Source organism: Staphylococcus sp. AntiMn-1 (assembly GCF_001663395.1).
In the GTDB taxonomy this organism is placed as follows: domain Bacteria; phylum Bacillota; class Bacilli; order Staphylococcales; family Staphylococcaceae; genus Staphylococcus; species Staphylococcus equorum.
Window position 1 is genome coordinate 1,041,759 of sequence record NZ_CP012968.1, and the last position, 19,271, is coordinate 1,061,029.

Annotated in this window: 12 protein-coding genes and 1 pseudogene; 4 read left to right on the forward strand and 9 right to left on the reverse strand. The window is 33.0% G+C overall.

The features are described 5' to 3' along the window. Positions 1-6: 6 nt before the first annotated feature. Positions 7-1,329 (forward strand): CoA-disulfide reductase, encoded by a 1,323-nt coding sequence (locus tag AOB58_RS05110; RefSeq protein ID WP_046465144.1) that lies wholly within the window; start codon positions 7-9, stop codon positions 1,327-1,329. 81 nt (positions 1,330-1,410) lie between these two features. Here AOB58_RS05110 and AOB58_RS05115 read toward each other — a convergent pair whose 3' ends face one another. From AOB58_RS05115 to AOB58_RS05155, 9 genes are all read right to left on the reverse strand, one after another. Next, a complete protein-coding gene (locus AOB58_RS05115; RefSeq protein ID WP_002508119.1) occupies positions 1,411-1,800 on the reverse strand; it encodes a YisL family protein in 390 nt (129 codons plus the stop codon). A gap of 242 nt (positions 1,801-2,042) precedes the next feature. Next, a complete protein-coding gene (locus AOB58_RS05120; protein ID WP_002508120.1) occupies positions 2,043-2,948 on the reverse strand; it encodes a fumarylacetoacetate hydrolase family protein in 906 nt (301 codons plus the stop codon). 113 nt (positions 2,949-3,061) lie between these two features. Then, positions 3,062-4,201 (reverse strand): DUF418 domain-containing protein, encoded by a 1,140-nt coding sequence (locus AOB58_RS05125; protein ID WP_064783047.1) that lies wholly within the window; start codon positions 4,199-4,201, stop codon positions 3,062-3,064. 24 nt (positions 4,202-4,225) lie between these two features. After that, positions 4,226-7,885, reverse strand: coding sequence for a helicase-exonuclease AddAB subunit AddA (addA, locus tag AOB58_RS05130; protein ID WP_177221968.1), 3,660 nt, complete (start codon positions 7,883-7,885; stop codon positions 4,226-4,228). Continuing rightward, entirely contained in the window at positions 7,879-11,346 is a 3,468-nt protein-coding gene (gene addB, locus AOB58_RS05135) for a helicase-exonuclease AddAB subunit AddB (protein WP_046465141.1), read from the reverse strand. The genes addA and addB overlap by 7 nt, the downstream gene beginning before the upstream one ends. A 293-nt stretch (positions 11,347-11,639) precedes the next feature. Beyond that, positions 11,640-12,215 (reverse strand): signal peptidase I, encoded by a 576-nt coding sequence (lepB, locus tag AOB58_RS05140; RefSeq protein WP_046465140.1) that lies wholly within the window; start codon positions 12,213-12,215, stop codon positions 11,640-11,642. An 18-nt stretch (positions 12,216-12,233) separates the two neighbouring features. Beyond that, positions 12,234-12,752 (reverse strand): signal peptidase I, encoded by a 519-nt coding sequence (lepB, locus tag AOB58_RS05145; protein WP_046465139.1) that lies wholly within the window; start codon positions 12,750-12,752, stop codon positions 12,234-12,236. Between the two features lie 4 nt (positions 12,753-12,756). Further along, complete coding sequence (locus AOB58_RS05150; RefSeq protein ID WP_021339474.1) at positions 12,757-13,332, reverse strand: TVP38/TMEM64 family protein; 576 nt, start codon at positions 13,330-13,332, stop codon at positions 12,757-12,759. Between the two features lie 275 nt (positions 13,333-13,607). Then, on the reverse strand, positions 13,608-14,939 hold the full coding sequence (locus AOB58_RS05155) for a glucose-6-phosphate isomerase (RefSeq protein ID WP_046465138.1): 1,332 nt from the start codon (positions 14,937-14,939) through the stop codon (positions 13,608-13,610). Positions 14,940-15,280: 341 nt separating this feature from the next. On the opposite strand from AOB58_RS05155, the pseudogene AOB58_RS05160 reads away from it, so the two are divergent. The 3 genes and pseudogenes from AOB58_RS05160 to AOB58_RS05170 all read left to right on the forward strand — a co-directional run bounded on the left by AOB58_RS05160 (position 15,281) and on the right by AOB58_RS05170 (position 19,193). Continuing rightward, positions 15,281-16,485: pseudogene (locus AOB58_RS05160) on the forward strand (argininosuccinate synthase). Continuing rightward, positions 16,475-17,848 (forward strand): argininosuccinate lyase, encoded by a 1,374-nt coding sequence (gene argH, locus AOB58_RS05165; RefSeq protein ID WP_064783049.1) that lies wholly within the window; start codon positions 16,475-16,477, stop codon positions 17,846-17,848. Before AOB58_RS05160 ends, argH begins: the two are co-directional and overlap by 11 nt. Positions 17,849-18,203: 355 nt before the next feature. After that, complete coding sequence (locus tag AOB58_RS05170; protein ID WP_064783050.1) at positions 18,204-19,193, forward strand: glycerophosphodiester phosphodiesterase; 990 nt, start codon at positions 18,204-18,206, stop codon at positions 19,191-19,193. Positions 19,194-19,271 lie beyond the last annotated feature (78 nt).

The window sequence follows — 19,271 nt, forward strand, 5'->3', positions numbered from 1 at the left end:
TTTATTATGAATAAGATCATAGTCGTTGGTGCTGTTGCTGGTGGTGCGACTGTCGCCAGCCAAATAAGAAGATTAGATCAAGAAAGTGAAATCATTGTCTTCGAGAAAGATCGTGATATGAGTTTTGCAAACTGCGCCTTGCCTTATTATTTAGGAAACGTCGTAGCATCAAGAGATCAAATACTAGAAGCAACACCAGAATCATTTTACGACGCTAAACAGATTGTAGTGAAACCTTATCATGAAGTAACCTCAATCAATGATACTTCACAAACCATAACTGTTTACGATTACACCCAAGATAAAACCTTTGAAGAACGATATGACACATTAATTCTAAGCCCTGGCTGTAGTGCTAATACGTTAAACTTAAATAGCGATATGACATTCACTTTAAGAAATATGGAAGATACAGATGCAATTGAAGACTTTATTGAAGCTAACCAAGTTAAAAAAGCGCTCGTTATCGGCGCTGGCTATATTGGTTTAGAAATTATAGATAATTTATATGAAAGAGGTATCGCACCTACGTTAGTTCATCGCTCAACACATCTCAATAAATTAATGGACGAAGACATGAATCAGCCAATTATCGATGAAATTGAAAAAAGACATATAGACTATCGTTTAAATGAACAAGTATCCAAAATTATTGGTAATGAAGTTCACTTTAAGTCGGGTAAAGTCGAAGATTATGACCTTATAATAGAAGGTATCGGAGTCAAACCAAATTCAGCATTTATTGAGTCATCCAATGTCATTCTAGATGACAAGGGCTATGTGCCAGTGAATGATCAATTTCAAACTAACATTCCTAATATCTATGCTTTAGGTGATATTATCACTTCACATTATCGCCATGTAGATTTAAATGCACATATCCCGTTAGCTTGGGGTGCACATCGTGGTGCAAGCATCATTGCAGAACAATTAGCCGGTGACCCATCTATACAATTTAAAGGTTACTTAGGTTCAAATATTGTAAAATTTTTCGATTATACTTTTGCAAGTGTCGGTGTATCTCCACAGGAACTTTCGAACTTCGACTATGAAACTGTTGAAGCCAAACAAGGAGAACATGCGGGTTATTATCCAGGTAATACAAAGTTACATTTACGCATTCATTTTGACAAAACGAACCGACGTATTTTACGTGCCGCTGCTGTTGGAAAGAAAGGTGCAGACAAACGTATAGATGTGCTGTCTATGGCAATGATGCATAAATTAACTATAGACGAATTAACAGAATTTGAAGTTGCTTATGCCCCACCCTATAGTAGACCTAAAGATATCATTAATATGATTGGTTACAAAGCACGCAATAAATAGCACTAGTGATTCAAACTAAAAGGGACCTTCCAAAATTGGAAGATCCCTTTTTAATTAAACTTGATTTATGTTTTAAATTTTTTATAAACCAAATAGTTGCGTAATTGGTCCCCATGGCAAGATAACACCTAAAAGCATAGTAATTAAAATAACAATAATCGTTGTCCACAATAAACCATGACTTGATTGACCTTTTTTACGTTTTGCAAGTGACACTTCCATAAGTGCAACTACTGCTACGCCACCAATCATTTTCAACGTAAGTAACATATGCCCGCCAGCGTTACCAGATGAGAATGCTTGAATCCATGTCCAAAAACCTGAAATTAAAACTAATACCATAAACACTCTTAAGAGCATATGAATTGGTTTAAAGTAAGGTGATGCGCCTTGTTTTACTGAAAAATTAAAATAAGCAGCAAAGAACAAGATTACTAATAACACCCAACTTGCAATATGCATGTGTAACATAATATATAACCCCCACACAATTTTTACTTCAATAATATGTAAAACAGAAGTATGTTGCACCTTTTAATTAGTAAAATAAAAAGTGCCTTTCTTAATCATACTCAAAATAAGTATATTTTTCAAAAAAGAAATTCTGCACTACTTATTTTATTTGAATATGCCGGTTATTGCAATGTTAATTCTATTTTTCGCATATTAAAACCGGGCATCACATATGTCAGCCCGGTTAATATATCTATCGTTTATTTTTCTGCGATAAAATTAGTCAGTGTACCAATATTATCAATTGTAACTTTAACTTCATCACCTGGTTGTAAAAATTGTGGAGGATTCATTCCTGCACCTACGCCAGCAGGTGTGCCAGTTGCAATAATATCACCTGGATGTAAAGCAACATATTTAGAAATTTCTTCAATTAATTCATCTATTTTAAGAATCATTGCACTCGTATTACCATCTTGACGAATATCATTGTTTACTTTTGTAACAATATTCACGTCTTCAGGTGTAGGTAATTCATCTTTAGTTACGATGTAAGGTCCAACGGGGCATCCTCCAGTTAAACTTTTAGATAAGAATGCTTGATCTTGTGCATCTTGAGCTTTACGGTCTGTAACATCATTAATAATTGTATAACCATAAATGTAATCTAATGCTAAGCCTTTTGGTATTTTTTCACCAGATTTTCCAATAACAATACCTAATTCACCTTCATAATCTAATTGATCTGTAATATCTTTATGATTAGGAATTGTACTATTATCTCCAGTTAATGAAGAAGCGGCTTTAGTAAATACGTACAAGCGTTGAACTTCGTGATTTAATTCGTTAGCATGATCTTGATAATTACGTCCAAAGGCAATGACATTATTAGTTGGTGTTACTGGTGGTAAAAATTCAATGTCAGCAAATTGTACTTTATAATCTTCGCCTTTACCACTATCTTCTGCAGCAACAACTGCTTTACGAACTTCTTCTTGAAAATCTACGACTTGGTTTTGTTGAAGGCCGTCTAATAACGTTTTAGGATGGAACGCACCCTCCGAAAAATCTGCAAAAACTTTTTGTAAGTCCCACGCAGCTTCTTCACGTTTTACTTTCACACCATATGATGTCTGTCCTTCATGTCTGAATGATAGGAATTTCATTCAATATCAGCTCCTCATCTATATCTTATTACATATTATAACTATATTTACTACTAAATAACAAATAAATAACTAGAATTTTCAAAATTCTATTGTTTTGTGTCTAATGCGTCTTATTTTAAGTAAGTAATTTTCCGCCATAACCACTCGATGGGTCCATACTTAAAGAATTTCAGATAATAATAACAAGCTAAAAGTTGCAAACTATATACAACTACTACGATAATATAAGATTGATAGAGCGGTAACTTGTTGTATAAACTTAAGCCTATATCATAATAAATGAATGTGAAAATGATACTTTGGGATATATAAACTGATAAACTAAGTTTTCCAGGATATTTAAAAATGTCTAGTACCTTCGCAGCATTGGCATATTGACATAAACGAACAAAGATCAAGATGTATCCCATCGCAAGAATCGGCCCACCTACCATTGAACTTATGACTGAAAACGTATTGTTTGCATAATCTAAGGCAAATGGAAGTTTAATAAAATAACCGATAATAAATAAAGTGCTCCCCCATGTCATGGCACTACGTGGGTTGTTTTGAATCTTAGTTATCAAACTTAATTTTTGTGCGGCAATACCTATAAGTATGTAAGGTAAAAGATCAAGATATGCAGCTCTTGTAACAATATCTATAACACTATACTTACTTTCCAATCCATTTACTTGTAAGAATTCAAAGTAATGACCATTTTGTTTGATATCAACCAATTGCGCAAGTGACTTACCTGAATAATTACTTGCTTCATGGCGACCTTTATTCCAGTATGCTAAAGAAATTGGAATAACCAATATGACAATTTTCATTATAAATAAGCCAGCAGCTGATTTAATTAAAGTCTTAGGTTTCAATTTGATAAATAAAACTGCAATCATTCCGGTAAAACCATATCCAAATAAAATATCTCCATTAAATAAAAAATAGCCATGTAGTACACCAAAAATAAGTAAAACTACTAATCTTCGATATATAAAAGGATAATATGACATCCCTCTACGTTTACTATTTTCATACATTATGCTTAATCCATATCCAAATAACATTGTAAATATTGGATAAAATGAACTGATAACAAAAAGTGTAACAATGCGGAATAGCCCTTCATTGGCACCATTTAATACTCCAGGTAGATAAGTTTCCTCATAAGGAAAACTAAAAACTAAAATATTCATTAATATGATGCCAAACAAACTAAAACCACGTAATGCATCTACTTCAAATAATCTGCGTTGCGGTGACACAATATAGCACCTCTTTTTGGAAATTTAAGTATCAATTGAAAGTTGTCCAAATTTAAAGAAATATAAATATCCTTTAACTTCGGTTTTTAATATTGTTTCTAATGTGGTGCGGTAATATTCCATCTGTATCTTATAACGCGCTCTCAATTGAGCACCAATTTCTTCATCTGACATGTTCCGGCGTCTATTAAATGCGTCTGTCTTATAATCTACAAAATAATATTGGTCATCTTTTAAAAATATAAGATCAATCATACCTTGAATGATTGAAGCATCTTCGTCATCGGTTTTTAAATGATCCACATTGGATTGATTCACAACGAATGGTAATTCACGATATATTGCATCACTAGAGGCGATGGTTGTGTATAGTTCACTACTAATAAATGTGTAGATATCCTCATAGCGAATATCGTCTTTCGCATCTTCCGGTATGATGTGTTTTTCAATCATTTGATCAATATGTGCATGTAATTCACGTTGTGATAGACCATCGCGTTTAAATGGTAGGTGTTGCATCACTGTATGCATCAATGTACCAACTTCATTTGCTTTCCTTTTAGAGCTATGACTTAAAAAGCCAGGTCTTTCATAAGACGATGTTCCTATACGATATTGTCTTACTCTATCATAATTTGTATCTGCTTGTTCCGTGTCTAGTTGACGTTTTAATTCAGATACAGACTGCTTTGAAGGTTTATCGACAACGTCTTGATAAGGATACGTATAGCTCAGCTGTTGATGAATTTGTGATTTAATTGCTTCATCATTCGTATTCAGCGTCTCAATATCTTCTATCGTGCGTCGTTCACTTTCTTCAACTACCGCTTCTGATGCAATATCTTGATAAAAATCTATATTTAATTGAACATAGGGTTTCATCGTTGCATCGATGTCACCAATCGAGCGTTCAAAACGCAATTCATTCGGTAAAGCAGATGACTGATATTTAGACAATATTGGATAAATCATATCAATCGGTCTTTGCGCAGTTAGTCGATAACTTACAGGCAAATGAGTATCCGACACAGAAACTTGTTCAAACTGAGCTAATTCCTTCTCATCTTTAACACGTCCTATTAAAAATAATTGTTCTTTTGCACGTGTGAGCGCAACGTATATGAGTCTCATCTCTTCAGAGACCACTTCTTTTTCTGCAATGGCTTTATACGTAACGGAAGATAGCGAAGGATACGATAAGTTACTTTCCACATCGTAATAAGTCATTCCTAAACCATAAGTTTGATTTAAGATCACTGGTTTATGTAAATCATCTCTTCTGAATTTACGAGATAACCCCGAATATATTACAAAAGGAAATTCTAACCCTTTACTACTATGAATCGTCATCATTCTAACCACATCATCATTTGGACCGATAACGTTTTCTTCTCCAAAATCTTTGCCACGTTCTATTAATTCATCTATAAAGCGGATAAATTGATATAAACCACGGAAACTAGAATTCTCAAATTCTACTGCTTTATTAAATAATCCATATAAATTGGCGCGACGCCCTTTGCCTCCAACAATACCACTGAAATATTGAATCACATAATGCTCATTATAAAACTTATCTATTAGCTGATAAACCGGATGGCTTTGGCTATAATGTTGATACACCTCTATATCTTTTAGAAATGCATCTAATTTTTTCACTAATTTTTTATTTGCAACATCATTCAGCATATAATTTTTAATTGATTGATAAAAATAATCATCGTTAGGACTAAATACGCGAATATTAGATAATTCATCTTCAGTAAATTGATAAATCACAGAACGCATTAACCCTACTAAATAGATATCTTGTAACGGATTATCAACTGTTCTTAAAAAGGATAATATCAATCGTATTTCTACTTGTTCAAAATACCCTTCTTTACTATTCACATGGAACGGTATATTGTGATCTTTAAACGCCTGTTGAATCTTACGTGCTTGACCATATGAACGTTCAAGTATGACAATATCTTTATAGCTTGGTTTACGATATTCATCTAATTTCATATCATATATTTCATGTTTATCCATTATTTCTTCAACTTGTTGTACGATATATTCAGCTTCTTGCTCTGCGCCTTTTAAATCTGACTCAGCATCTTCTATCAACATATTCATCTGAACATCATGAGGCTTATCATCATAAGGAGCACCATAATACAATTGTGCAGCATCGTCATATACAATTTCTCCTACTGCTTCATCCATCATATGTTTGAATAAATAATTCGTTGTTGTTAGTACTTCTTCTCTTGAACGAAAGTTTTGTGACAAATCAATTCTCATACCATTTTCTAAGCCATCTAATGAAAAACGATTATATTTTCCTATAAATAAACTTGGATCTGCCTGTCTAAATTTATAGATAGACTGTTTCACGTCACCTACCATGAATAAGTTGCCGTCTGACTCGTTACCTCGTTTAATACATGATAATATTTTCTCTTGAACTCTATTCGTATCTTGATATTCATCAACAAGAATTTCTTCAAATTGTTGACGGTACATGTCCGCAATTTCTGAAGGCGTACCGTCATCATTCATTAATACGCGTAACGCAAAATGTTCATAATCAGAAAAATCCAAGAGATTTCTACTTCTTTTTTTCGAATTAAATTGCTTTATTACATCTGCTGTCACTTGCGTTAGATATGATACTCTCGGTGCTAAGCGCTGCATATCAAGCTTCAATTCTTCTGCTTCACGTGAAAAATAATCTTCCTGAACTTTTGAGACCAATGCTTTATATTGATCATAGTGTTTTTTACCATCATCATACGCATCAAGCATCATCTCATTCGCTTCTTTAATCTTCTTATTTTTAGCTGGGAAACGCGCTTCAAATTGGTGTTCAGCAATGACTTGCGTATTCAATTGACCGCCTTCCATCGCTTGATTTAAAAAGTGTCGTTCCTTATCTAATACAGCTACTTGTTTATCTACTTCTTCTAGCATCATGAATAAGTCATAACTTTTATTCAACGCTTCTAATGCTGAATTCATAAAAATCATTGCTACTTCATTCAATAATTGTAGTAAATCATCTTGTTGCTCAGCATTGTAATAAGGGTCTGCTAAATTTTGCAGCCAAGTTAAAGGATTGGGATTCGCCACACTAAAATAAAACATTTGTTTAATCGTATTCCGTAATTGATCATCATTTCGATCAGACGATAATTGTTCAGTCAAATCTACGAAACTTGGGTCTAACACATCATAATGACTTTCCAATACTTCATCAATCGTTTGTTCAAGCAATAAAATATTTTCCGCTTCACTACTTGTTCTAAAGTTTGGATCAATATCTAAAACATCGTAATGGTGTTGTATTAATTTCAAACAAAAACTATGGAGTGTAGAAATTTGTGCTTGGTGAATTTTGATCCGCTGATTTTTCAAATGTGCATTATCAGGTGATGCCATAGATGCTTCTTGAATACGTTGATCTACACGATGTTTCATTTCACGTGCACTTGCGTTTGTAAAAGTCACTACAAGTAAGCGGTCAACATCTATTTCATCTTTGATAATCCGCTGAATAATGCGCTCAACTAAAACAGCTGTTTTGCCTGATCCTGCAGCCGCAGCTACAAGTACATCTTGTCCTTTGGCATAAATACTTTTCCATTGGTTATCAGTCCATCTTGTATCAGCTGGCTTTGCTGGAATTTGACTCATAATTCATCTTCCTCACTATCTAACTCCACATTTTGCACTGCTTCTAACGGATTAATCGACTCGTCTACAGTACGATAACGTTTGCTATCAATAGCACCATCTACATGACATACAGATTTATAATTACAAAATTCACAAGGTAATGTTTGATTATATTTCATTGGTGCAACTTCTGTATGACCATCCATAATACTGGAGGCAGTTTCAATAAAATTCTTTTTATTATGCTTTATTAATTTATAAATTGTTTCTTCATCTGCAACTTTACTGTTACTTTTAATTCCGCCATCTTTTTTCAATCCAAGTGGTACAATATCAGAATTATAACTTGGCTCTAATCTTGTATCAAAAGCATCTAATACTGATTCATCACTATTTAATAACCCACTTAATTTAAACGAATTAATAAACTCCGTATCTCTTTTATCTTCATTTAATTGGTTCCACGCTAATTTAATACGCGGTTCATGAACATGAAAATATAAAAGTCCTCCTGGTTTAGTCATCTCTGTTAAACCAAGACGTGATTTATTTTGTAACACAATATCCATATACGTCATCATTTGCATTTGCATACCATAATAGACTTTAGTCAAATCTAGTGTCCCACTATATTTTGAAGACTTATAATCAATAATGTTCACAAAACTTTGATCACCTTGCTGATATGTATCTATACGATCAATTTGTCCACGAATATTGATTGGAACGCCTTGTGTTGTCTTCAATGGCTCAGCTAACAATTCACTATTATCACGCGGTTTTCTTCTAAATCCTGCTTCGAAACGTTGTGGCGTGAATTTTGTGTGACTACCTTGATATTTGAGCGCAGTCAAAGTGGTCTCAACAATAGCGCCGATTCGTTGTGATAAATAACGATAGTAAGCCGTTGAATTCAACAAGTTAAATTGAACTTCAGGTAATATTTCAGATAAAGCTTCTAATGTTAATTTATGAATTTGTTTCGTATTTAAGTTTTTAAAGTCACCATTCACTTTTTCTGAAATGAATTTCAACACTTGGTGAAAAATATCACCTAAATCAAAATTTTCAAGTTTGTATTTTGTACGTTCGTTAAGTCGTAAACCATGTGAGGCAAAATGTTTAAATGGACAAGCTTGATATCCTTCAAATCTGGATACACTTGCATTAATCGTCTTTCCATATAAATCTGAAGATAATGATTCACTTAATTGGACCGTTTCATTATCATACGTTAATGCCGATAATAAGTAACTCAAACCATCATTTAAATTGTCATCGTCTCTCATCACTTGATATGTGTCTAACCATGTATCAGCCACAATCTCATCATCTAACCATGCTTTTAACGATTCAAATAATGCAATTTTAGTTTGATGTGGATGTTCCATTAGTGATAATGGATTAGCTTGATGTTGATGATGAATATTTTGAATATCTAGATTTGTATATAACTGTTGAATTTGATTTAAAAATGGGCTCGGTTCTTTTTCATCTCCGCTTGTTCCCATCAAAGAATAAGAAAATGTAACAGCTATACGGCTTCTTGTCATAGCAATGTAGCACACAAACGCTTCATCCATTTGTAATATATCTGCTGTAGGGCTCAATTCTATCGTTGACTGTTCTTGGAAGTATTTCTTTTCGTCGTCTGTAATCAAACTCGATGATGCAACGGTTTGTGGCATGACCCCATCATTTACACCGACAAGGTATACATGTGCTTTGTTATCAACTTTAGCTAAATCCATCGTCCCTATACTCACTTGATCAATCGTTTGCGGTATCATCACAAATTCTAATTGCTCTAAGCCAATATCAAACAATTCTAAAAAACGTGTTTGAGTCATAGTCTGTTCGCCAAAAACAGTAACTAAATCATCCAATGTTTGAATAAAACCATTCCATATCTGGTCAATTTCTTCTGCTTTTTTATGTTCGCCCTCAACATCTAATGTGTCTCGGTCTGTCATCAATTGACTAGGTAAATCGAATGTTTCTATAGCTTCATAAAAGGCTGTCGCAAATTCAATTGCAGTTGTAGCATTATTCATTTTCGATTCAAACATCATCACTTTATCAATCACATCTGTTTTCATTTGAATTACACGTTCAAACGTTTCACGTTCTTCATCAGTTAATGGCTGGCGCTTTAATCCCATTTTTCTAAATTGTTCAACATGGAAATATTTTTCATCAATCCAGCGTTTGCCATAAATTCCACGTTCCAGTACAAAGTTTTCTAAAATATCAATAAGATAATGACTATCTTTAAACTTTTTAGAAAGTATATTTGTCTTAAACAGACGCATAAGTGGATCAAAATTCCAATTTGTTTGTATGACTTCAATAAGTGAGCGCATCATTTCCATTACTGGGTGATGCGTCATAGATTCTTTAATATCTATATTGTATGGAATATCGTATTGCGGTAATATCGATTCCATCAAATATGCATAAGATTCATCTCTATACAAAATTGCGATATCTTGAAAACGTCTTCCTTGTTCGCGATTTTCTCTCAAAATACGACGAGCTACTTCGTTAATTTCTTCGCGCATTACAGATGCCTCTAAAATTTCAATATTGCCTTGTGCCGAGATTGGCTCAAATTGTAATGCGTTAAAGTTATGCTCTAAATGTTTTAAATCACTATTATTAAACCGATTTGTTTCATTAAAACGTTTAGTGTTGACCTTAATATTCAAATCATTCGCGATGCCTTCAATATGCGTTAAAGATTCAGATGGTTTTCTAAATAAACTAAACGTATCTTTGTCCCCGTCTGTAGTTAATACTACGGTAACCTTTTTCGCATAACTTACTAAGCTACGAATAATTTGATATTCTAACGTCGAAAAGTTATGAAAACCATCGATATATATTTCGGCTCGCTTCAACCACTCAGATTGATCCATCATCGTTATAAAACGTTGAAGCGAATCCTCAGTTGATACATATTCACCATTTATTCTATCTTCTAAATGCTTATAAATAAGCGCGATGTCTTGCAATTTATGTTTCGTGCGTGTTTGTAAGTGATTTGCAGCTATATATTCCTCTAATTGTTCTGGAGAAACTGCATATTTTTTAAAATCTTGTATTTGTTCATAAAGTTTTTCACTAAAACCATAGTATTTAACTTGAGAGCGATAGAGCTTCAACTCTATTTGATGTTGTTGGATGATATCATAAATCATCATCTCTGTACCTGCTTTTGATAACTGTTGTTCCATCAAGCCACCGACTTCTTGAAACACACGGTAACTCAAACGTTCAAAGTGTAGCACTTCTGTTCTAAGACTACCACTTAGTTCAGGATCGTTTACAAATGCTTGTTCGAGTTGAAAAGTATTTTGCGTAGGAGCAATTAATACAATGGGATCGCCTAGTGGATCTTGTTTCATTTTACTTTTAATTTCTTCAATGATTTCATGTGACTTCCCTGTTCCTGCTCTTCCAATATAAGCATTTAATTCCATGGCAAACTTCCACTCCTTTGACTCACATTTTAACATAGAAAAGGTTCTTCTTTACGAATCTTTCATCTGACTGATTCAACTATTTTAAGTATTTGAATCAGTTCTTTATAAAAAATACCCCTTCATATGTTTTTTTAAATTCCGTAACGATCTCTGATTTAAATTACCTCTACGCTGATTAATGAAAATTATTTAATTTCATAGATTTTTGTATAGAAAAAGTGCTAATTCATTAAATTAACAGATTAACACTTCTCTTATAATATTAGGTAACTATATCTTAAATTCAGTTATTATTTATCTTGATTTGTATCAGGATCAAATCCAAATTTCATTTCATTAAGTGGCCAGAAACTAAATGCTACTTTACCAACCACTTGATCTTCGTCTATTAAACCAAATGAGCGGCTATCTTTACTTACTTCACGATTATCACCGAGCACAAGTAGCTTGTCTTCAGGGATTTTATTTTTCCCATCTACTTGATTTAAATCTTTTGTTTCAAAGCTGCCTGTAATATATTCATATTGTTTATTTTTTTTGTTTGAATCTAAATATGGTTCTTCTACTTCTTTACCATTAACAAACAATTTGTCTTTTTTGTATTCAACATTATCGCCAGCAGTTCCGATAACACGTTTAACATAGTCGCTTTCTTTATTTGCATGAAAGACAATGACATTACCGTTTTTTATATCGCCAAATTTATAACCAAATAAATTGACCATGACACGTTCGCCGTCTTTTAGCGTAGGATCCATGGAGTCACCTTTAACTGTATATGGTTTTGCCACAAAATTTACAATTAGTAATACCAATGCCACTGCAACGACAATCGACACAATCCATTCCAATATCTCTTTTTTCAATTTTTACACCTCGTCTATTTAATTAAAGTTCACTGTGAATTTTTCAAATGGGAAATACCTCAAACTTACATTTCCAATAATGTCTTCTTTTTGTATAAATCCAGTCGTTCTAGAATCTTGTTTATTTTCACGATTATCATTGAGTACAAAATAAGCATTCGGTGGAATGATATCTCCTTCAGATTGCTGAATATTTCTAAGTGATAAATCATTTATACTATTACTCGCATAAGGCTCATCCACTGCCCTGTCATCTCTGTATAACGTCCCGTTCTTATATGCAATAGATTGACCAGGTTTACCAATAATTCTACTGAATTGAATTTCATCGCCTTTACGATACATTATAATATCATTACTATCTAATATGTTAAATGTAGTTTTAATCTTATTTACAATAATTCGATCATCTTGTTTAAGGTTCGGAGCCATCCAATCATTTTTAATGACGGCGCCTGTAATTACAAACGCTTGTATCAATAGTACAATAATAATCGCAAATATTATGGAAATCAAATGTTTTAATATGAATCGCACGTTGTCACTCCTCTGAAGAATGCATAAAATGTTTCTCGATTTTTCGTCCTACAAACCATACTATTAAAATGACGATGATGATAGTTATCAATCTTGTAGGGCTTGTGAATAAAGTTGTAATATCATTCCCCAACCAACCTACAAGCCCAATCATTACAAATTTTGAAGCTATAAGAACGGTCAAATAGACATGTGCTTTAATATGCGATAAACTTGCGACAATATTGACTAGCGCACTTGGTGTAAATGGAAAACACATTAAAATAAAAATTGGAAGAACGCCTTTTCTATCAATGAAATGTATCAATCTCTGAACAGAGGTACGTTGTTGTATTTTCTTCATATAACGTGTATGCGTAAGCCTTCTAAAAAATAGGAACACGATATAACTACCAGCCACTGTACCCATCCAAGCCAATAAAGTTCCGATTATAAAACCATATGCATTAACGTTAACAATGACAAATACAATGATTGGCAATATAGGAATAAAAGCTTCAATAAATGGCAATAAAAAACCTACAATATATCCTAGGTTTCCGAATAAATCAAACCAATATTGTACTTGTTCTTCTGTCATCTAACCCATCTCCATCATTTCTATTGATTATAATTATAAGTGTAATATCATGTTTTTAAAACTATAAAGTACTAGATTTAATATAAATCAGTCTCGAGAATGAAGAAAGCATCATGTCAGAGACTTATAGTATTAGTAATCGTAATGTGCTTGAAAAAATATAGCTAATTATTATTCACTTTAGCGTTATCAATACAGAAAAGACTCATTCCAAATTTATCTTTGGAATGAGTCTTTTCTTAAATCACTATTTTAATGAAACAAGTGTTTCTATATTATAAACGTTTTTCTAATTCTGCTTTTTTATCTTCAAATCCAGGTTTACCTAATAAAGCAAACATATTTTGTTTGTATGCTTCAACGCCTGGTTGGTTGAATGGATTCACACCTAATTGGTAACCACTCATTGTACAAGCCAATTCGAAGAAGTAAACGATATAACCAAATGTTTCTTCATCTAAACGAGGAATATCAACAACAATGTTTGGAACGCCACCATCTGTATGCGCTAATAGTGTACCTTCAAAAGCTTTTGTATTAACTTCGTCTATTGTTTTACCTGCTAAGTAATTTAATCCATCTAAATTATCATTATCTTCTTCTATAGTAATGTTATGTTTTGGATTATTTACTTTTACTACTGTTTCAAATAAGAAACGACGTCCTTCTTGAACATATTGGCCAAGAGAATGTAAATCTGTTGTATAGTTTGCACTTGAAGGATAAATACCTTTGAAGTCTTTACCTTCAGATTCGCCAAATAATTGTTTCCACCATTCATTGAAATATTGCATTGAAGGATCGTAGTTGATTAACATTTCAGTGTCATAACCTTTTGCATATAAAACGTTACGGATAGTTGCATATTGATAAGCAATATTGTCTTCTAGGTTTTCTGATGACAATTCTTCACGTGCTTTAACTGCACCTTCCATCATTGCTTTAATATCAATTCCAGCAACTGCAATTGGTAATAAGCCCACTGCAGTTAATACTGAATAACGACCACCAATATCGTCAGGTACAACAAATGTTTCATAGCCTTCATTTGTAGCTAATTCTTTTAATGCACCTTTTTCTTTATCTGTAGTTGCAAAAATACGTTTTTTCGCTTCATCTTTGCCATATTTATTTTCAAGTAATTGTTTAAACAATCTGAATGCGACTGCTGGTTCAGTTGTTGTACCAGATTTTGAAATTACATTGACTGAGAAATCTTTTCCATCTAAATAATCAATTAGCTCTTGTGTATATGTTGAAGATAAATGATTACCTACAAATACGATTTCTGGATATTCATCACTATTTCTAAATGAAGAAGTTAACATTTCAATAGCTGCACGTGCACCTAAATATGAACCGCCGATACCAATTACTACAAATACATCTGTATTTTCTTTAACACGTTTAGAAGCTTCTAAAATACGTGAAAACTCTTCTTTATCATAATCAACAGGAAGGTCTATCCAACCTAAGAAATCACTACCAGCGCCTGTTCCTTCATGAATTGTTTTATGAATTGATTTAACGATATCTTTTTGTTGTTGTAGTTCGTGTTCTCCAAAAAATTCTAAAGTTTTACCATAATCTAATTGAATATGAGTCATTTGATATTGCCTCCAGTGTTTTTAGTTTCAGTATAATATTACTAAGTTTATTTTGACTATTCAAACAACTAGCCTATAATCAGTCATAAATTATGACAATTTTGCTAATTATTTTTAGCGTATCACTTTTTTTATTCATTATTATATGCATATAGATATAATCCTTCAATCAACACTATTCCAATATTCGTAACATAAATACTTCCTTTAATGAATAAGCCCATCCAAATATTTTTGCATATTTATGTATAAAAGTGGTTTTATTTTCAATAAACATCTGCTATACTATTCAATATCAAATAAAAAACAAATTTTAAAAATATCAATTAGAGGTGGAAATTATGAAAGAGAAAATAGTATTAGCATATTCAGGCGGTTTAGACACAAGTGTTGCAGTAAAATGGTTATTAGATAAAGGTTACGACGTTGTAGCTTGTTGTTTAGACGTAGGTGAAGGTAAGGATTTAGACATCGTTCATCAAAAAGCATTAGATATGGGGCAAGTGAATGTCACATTATTGATGCTACTGAAGAATTCAGTCAAGATTTCGTATCATATGCAATTAAAGGTAATTTAATGTATGAAGGTACTTATCCATTAGTATCTGCATTATCAAGACCTTTAATTTCAAAAAAATTAGTTGAAATTGCTAGCAAAACAAATTCAGTTGGTATTGCACACGGTTGTACTGGTAAAGGTAATGACCAAGTTCGTTTTGAAGTAGCAATTAAAGCTTTGGATCCAGAACTAAAAGTATTTGCTCCAGTTAGAGAATGGGCTTGGAGCCGTGAAGAAGAAATAGATTATGCAATTAAACATAATATCCCAGTACCGATTCAACACGATTCACCTTATTCAATAGACCAAAACTTATGGGGTAGAAGTAACGAATGTGGTATTCTCGAAGATCCATATGCTACACCACCAGAAGATGCATATGACTTAACTAATCCAATAGAAAATACACCTGACGAATCAGATGAAATTGTACTTTCATTTGAGCAAGGTATCCCTACTGCTTTAGACGGTCAATCATATAAATTAAGTGAACTCATTTTATATTTAAATAAATTAGCTGGTAAACATGGTATTGGTAGAATTGACCATGTAGAAAATAGACTTGTAGGTATTAAATCAAGAGAGGTCTATGAAACACCTGCAGCTGAAGTAATTGTAAAAGCGCACAAAGCACTTGAAACAATTACCCTTACAAAAGATGTAGCACATTTCAAACCAGTAATCGAAAAACAATTCTCAGAACAAATTTATAATGGCTTATGGTTCTCTCCATTAACAGATAGCTTAAAAGTATTCGTCGATAGTACGCAACAATATGTTATAGGTGATGTACGTATTAAATTATACAAAGGTAATGCAATCGTTAATGGCAGAAAATCGCCACATACACTATATAATGAAAAATTAGCTACTTATACAAAAGAAGACGCGTTTAATCAAGAATCAGCAGTTGGTTTCATCGATATCTTTGGCCTACCTACTAAAGTGAATTCTATGTTACATGGCGGATATAACGATGAGCAGTAAAGCTTGGGGTGGTAGATTTAGTGAACAACCAGAAGCATGGGTCGATGAATTCAATGCTTCTATCCACTTTGACAAAGCATTAATCGAATACGATGTCCAAGGTAGTATTGCTCACGCAACGATGTTAGCCAAACAAGGTATTATTTCTGATTCAGACTGTGAACAAATTATAGATGGCTTAAATGCTATTTTAGCTGATTATAAACAAGGTAATTTAAACTTAGACGTTTCTTTAGAAGATATTCACTTAAATATTGAACATGAATTAATTAAACGTATCGGTGATGCTGGTGGCAGATTACACACTGGCCGTAGTAGAAATGATCAAGTCGCTACTGATATGCATTTATATACAAAAGAAGAAGTTAACTACTTAATTGAATCTATCACTGCTTTCCAACAAACTATTGTAAAAGTTGCTGAAGTACATGTTGATACAATTATGCCTGGTTATACGCATTTACAAAGAGCACAACCAATATCGTTTGCACATCATATATTGACGTATTATTGGATGTTAGAAAGAGATAAATCACGTTTCCAAGATAGCTTAAAGCGTATTGACACCTCCCCTCTTGGTGCAGCTGCATTAAGTGGTACTACTTATCCAATTGATCGTCATGAAACACAATCTTTATTAAACTTTAGCGCACTTTATGAAAATAGTATGGATGCTGTAAGTGATAGAGATTATATTGTTGAAACGTTACACAACATTTCATTAACTATGGTTCACCTTTCTCGTTTTGCTGAAGAAATTATTTTTTGGTCATCAGCAGAAGCAAATTTCATAACTTTATCCGACGCATTTTCAACTGGTTCTTCTATCATGCCACAGAAGAAAAATCCTGATATGGCAGAATTAATTAGAGGTAAAGTTGGACGTACGACAGGTAATCTTATGAGTATGCTTATGACACTTAAAGGTTTGCCTTTAGCATACAATAAAGATATGCAAGAAGATAAAGAAGGACTCTTTGATGCTGTGCATACACTTAAAGGTTCTCTACGTATCTTCGAAGGCATGGTCGATACAATGACTGTGAATGTGAATCACTTACAAGAAACAGTCTACAATGATTTTTCAAATGCAACAGAACTTGCAGATTACTTAGTCAACAAAGGTGTGCCATTTAGAAATGCACATGAGATCGTCGGTAAAATTGTGCTTTGGTCTATACAACATAACGTTTATTTACTAGACGTTCCGTTAGAAGAATATCAAAACGCGCATGCTAGTATCGAAGCGGACATTTATGATTACTTAAAACCTGAAAACTGTGTAAGTCGTAGAATCAGTTATGGTTCAACGGGACAAGAAGCAGTAAAACAACAAATCAATATAATAAAGCAACAACTTTAGCAAAAAGAACTGGAAAACGTGCTTAAAAAAGCGGTCTTCCAGTTCTTTTTGTTACATATATAATCATAACGCCTTAATAAATCATCTTAAATTATAAAGACATATATAGCACTCTGTGACGCAATGACAGTATTGCTAGTTAATATATCTTCAAATAGCCACAACTCTTGAGAAAACAGCTTGTATTAGCCATTCAAGGTATAGTGTCGTTCTTTTATTTGTAATTTTTTGATATAAATTGTAATTATATGTTTAACATTATTTAGTTTGAATAAATATGTTGTAAATCCTATTCTTATTTCTGATTTTATTTTGTACTATGAAATTACAGTTCAGATTAAGGAGTGACAACATTATGAAACACGTCAGTAAATTTATCATTTCAAGTATTGCAGTAACATCATTATTGAGTCTCGGTGCATCTCCAGAGATTCACGCAAGTGGTAAAGGCAGTCAGATGGAAAATCAGAGCGCTTCTCATTCACAACAAAGCGCTCATTCAAACGGTATAAATAATAAGCAGAACGAATTACATAATTTAACAGGTGAAAAATTCACAACAATCGCTCACAGAGGCGCAAGTGGCTACGCACCAGAGCATACCCTAGCGGCTTACGATAAGAGTCACAATGCCATAGGTGCATCATATATAGAAATTGATTTACAAATGACTAAAGATGGTCACCTCGTCGCAATGCATGATGAAACTGTTGATAGAACAACGAATGGTACAGGTAGAGTCGATCAATATACACTTAAAGAACTGAAACAATTAGATGCAGGAAGTAAATTTAATGCGGAAAATCCTCAATATGCAAATTCAAACTATGAAGGTGTCCAAGTACCGACATTAGATGAAATTTTCCAACGCTATGGTTCAGGTGCCAATTATTATATTGAAACAAAATCGCCTGATGTTTATCCTGGCATGGAAGAAAAACTTCTAGATACATTAAATAAACACAATTTATTAAATAGTGATTCGCTTGAAAATGGACATGTTATGCTTCAATCCTTTTCACAAGAAAGTTTATTAAAGCTACAAAACCTTAACCCTAACATACCGCTTGTACGCTTATTAGATAAGGGTGAATTACCTAGTATGACACAACAAGACTTTAATGCGATCAAACAATATGCAGTCGGCGTAGGACCTGAATATACAGATTTAACAAAACAAAATGTGCATAATCTCAAAAAAGCAGGTCTCTTAGTTCATCCGTTTACTGTTAATGAAAAAGCAGACATGCAACGACTCAATGAATATGGCGTAAATGGCGTCTTTACGAATTATCCAGATTTATACAAACAAGTAATTAATGAAAATGAAACACAAGCAAAATAAGAATTTCCATTACCTACAACAAATGTCTAAATTAACAACCAAAATAAAAACTATCCTGTAAAATGTTATGTTATTTAC

Excerpts from the sequence above, each read along its gene's own strand:
- AOB58_RS05110 (WP_046465144.1), top strand. The coding sequence starts at position 7 with ATGAATAAGATCATAGTCGTTGGTGCTGTTGCTGGTGGTGCGACTGTC.
- AOB58_RS05115 (WP_002508119.1), bottom strand. The coding sequence starts at position 1,800 with ATGTTACACATGCATATTGCAAGTTGGGTGTTATTAGTAATCTTGTTC.
- AOB58_RS05120 (WP_002508120.1), bottom strand. The coding sequence starts at position 2,948 with ATGAAATTCCTATCATTCAGACATGAAGGACAGACATCATATGGTGTG.
- addB (WP_046465141.1), bottom strand. The coding sequence starts at position 11,346 with ATGGAATTAAATGCTTATATTGGAAGAGCAGGAACAGGGAAGTCACAT.
- AOB58_RS05150 (WP_021339474.1), bottom strand. The coding sequence starts at position 13,332 with ATGACAGAAGAACAAGTACAATATTGGTTTGATTTATTCGGAAACCTA.
- AOB58_RS05155 (WP_046465138.1), bottom strand. The coding sequence starts at position 14,939 with ATGACTCATATTCAATTAGATTATGGTAAAACTTTAGAATTTTTTGGA.
- argH (WP_064783049.1), top strand. The coding sequence starts at position 16,475 with ATGAGCAGTAAAGCTTGGGGTGGTAGATTTAGTGAACAACCAGAAGCA.
- AOB58_RS05170 (WP_064783050.1), top strand. The coding sequence starts at position 18,204 with ATGAAACACGTCAGTAAATTTATCATTTCAAGTATTGCAGTAACATCA.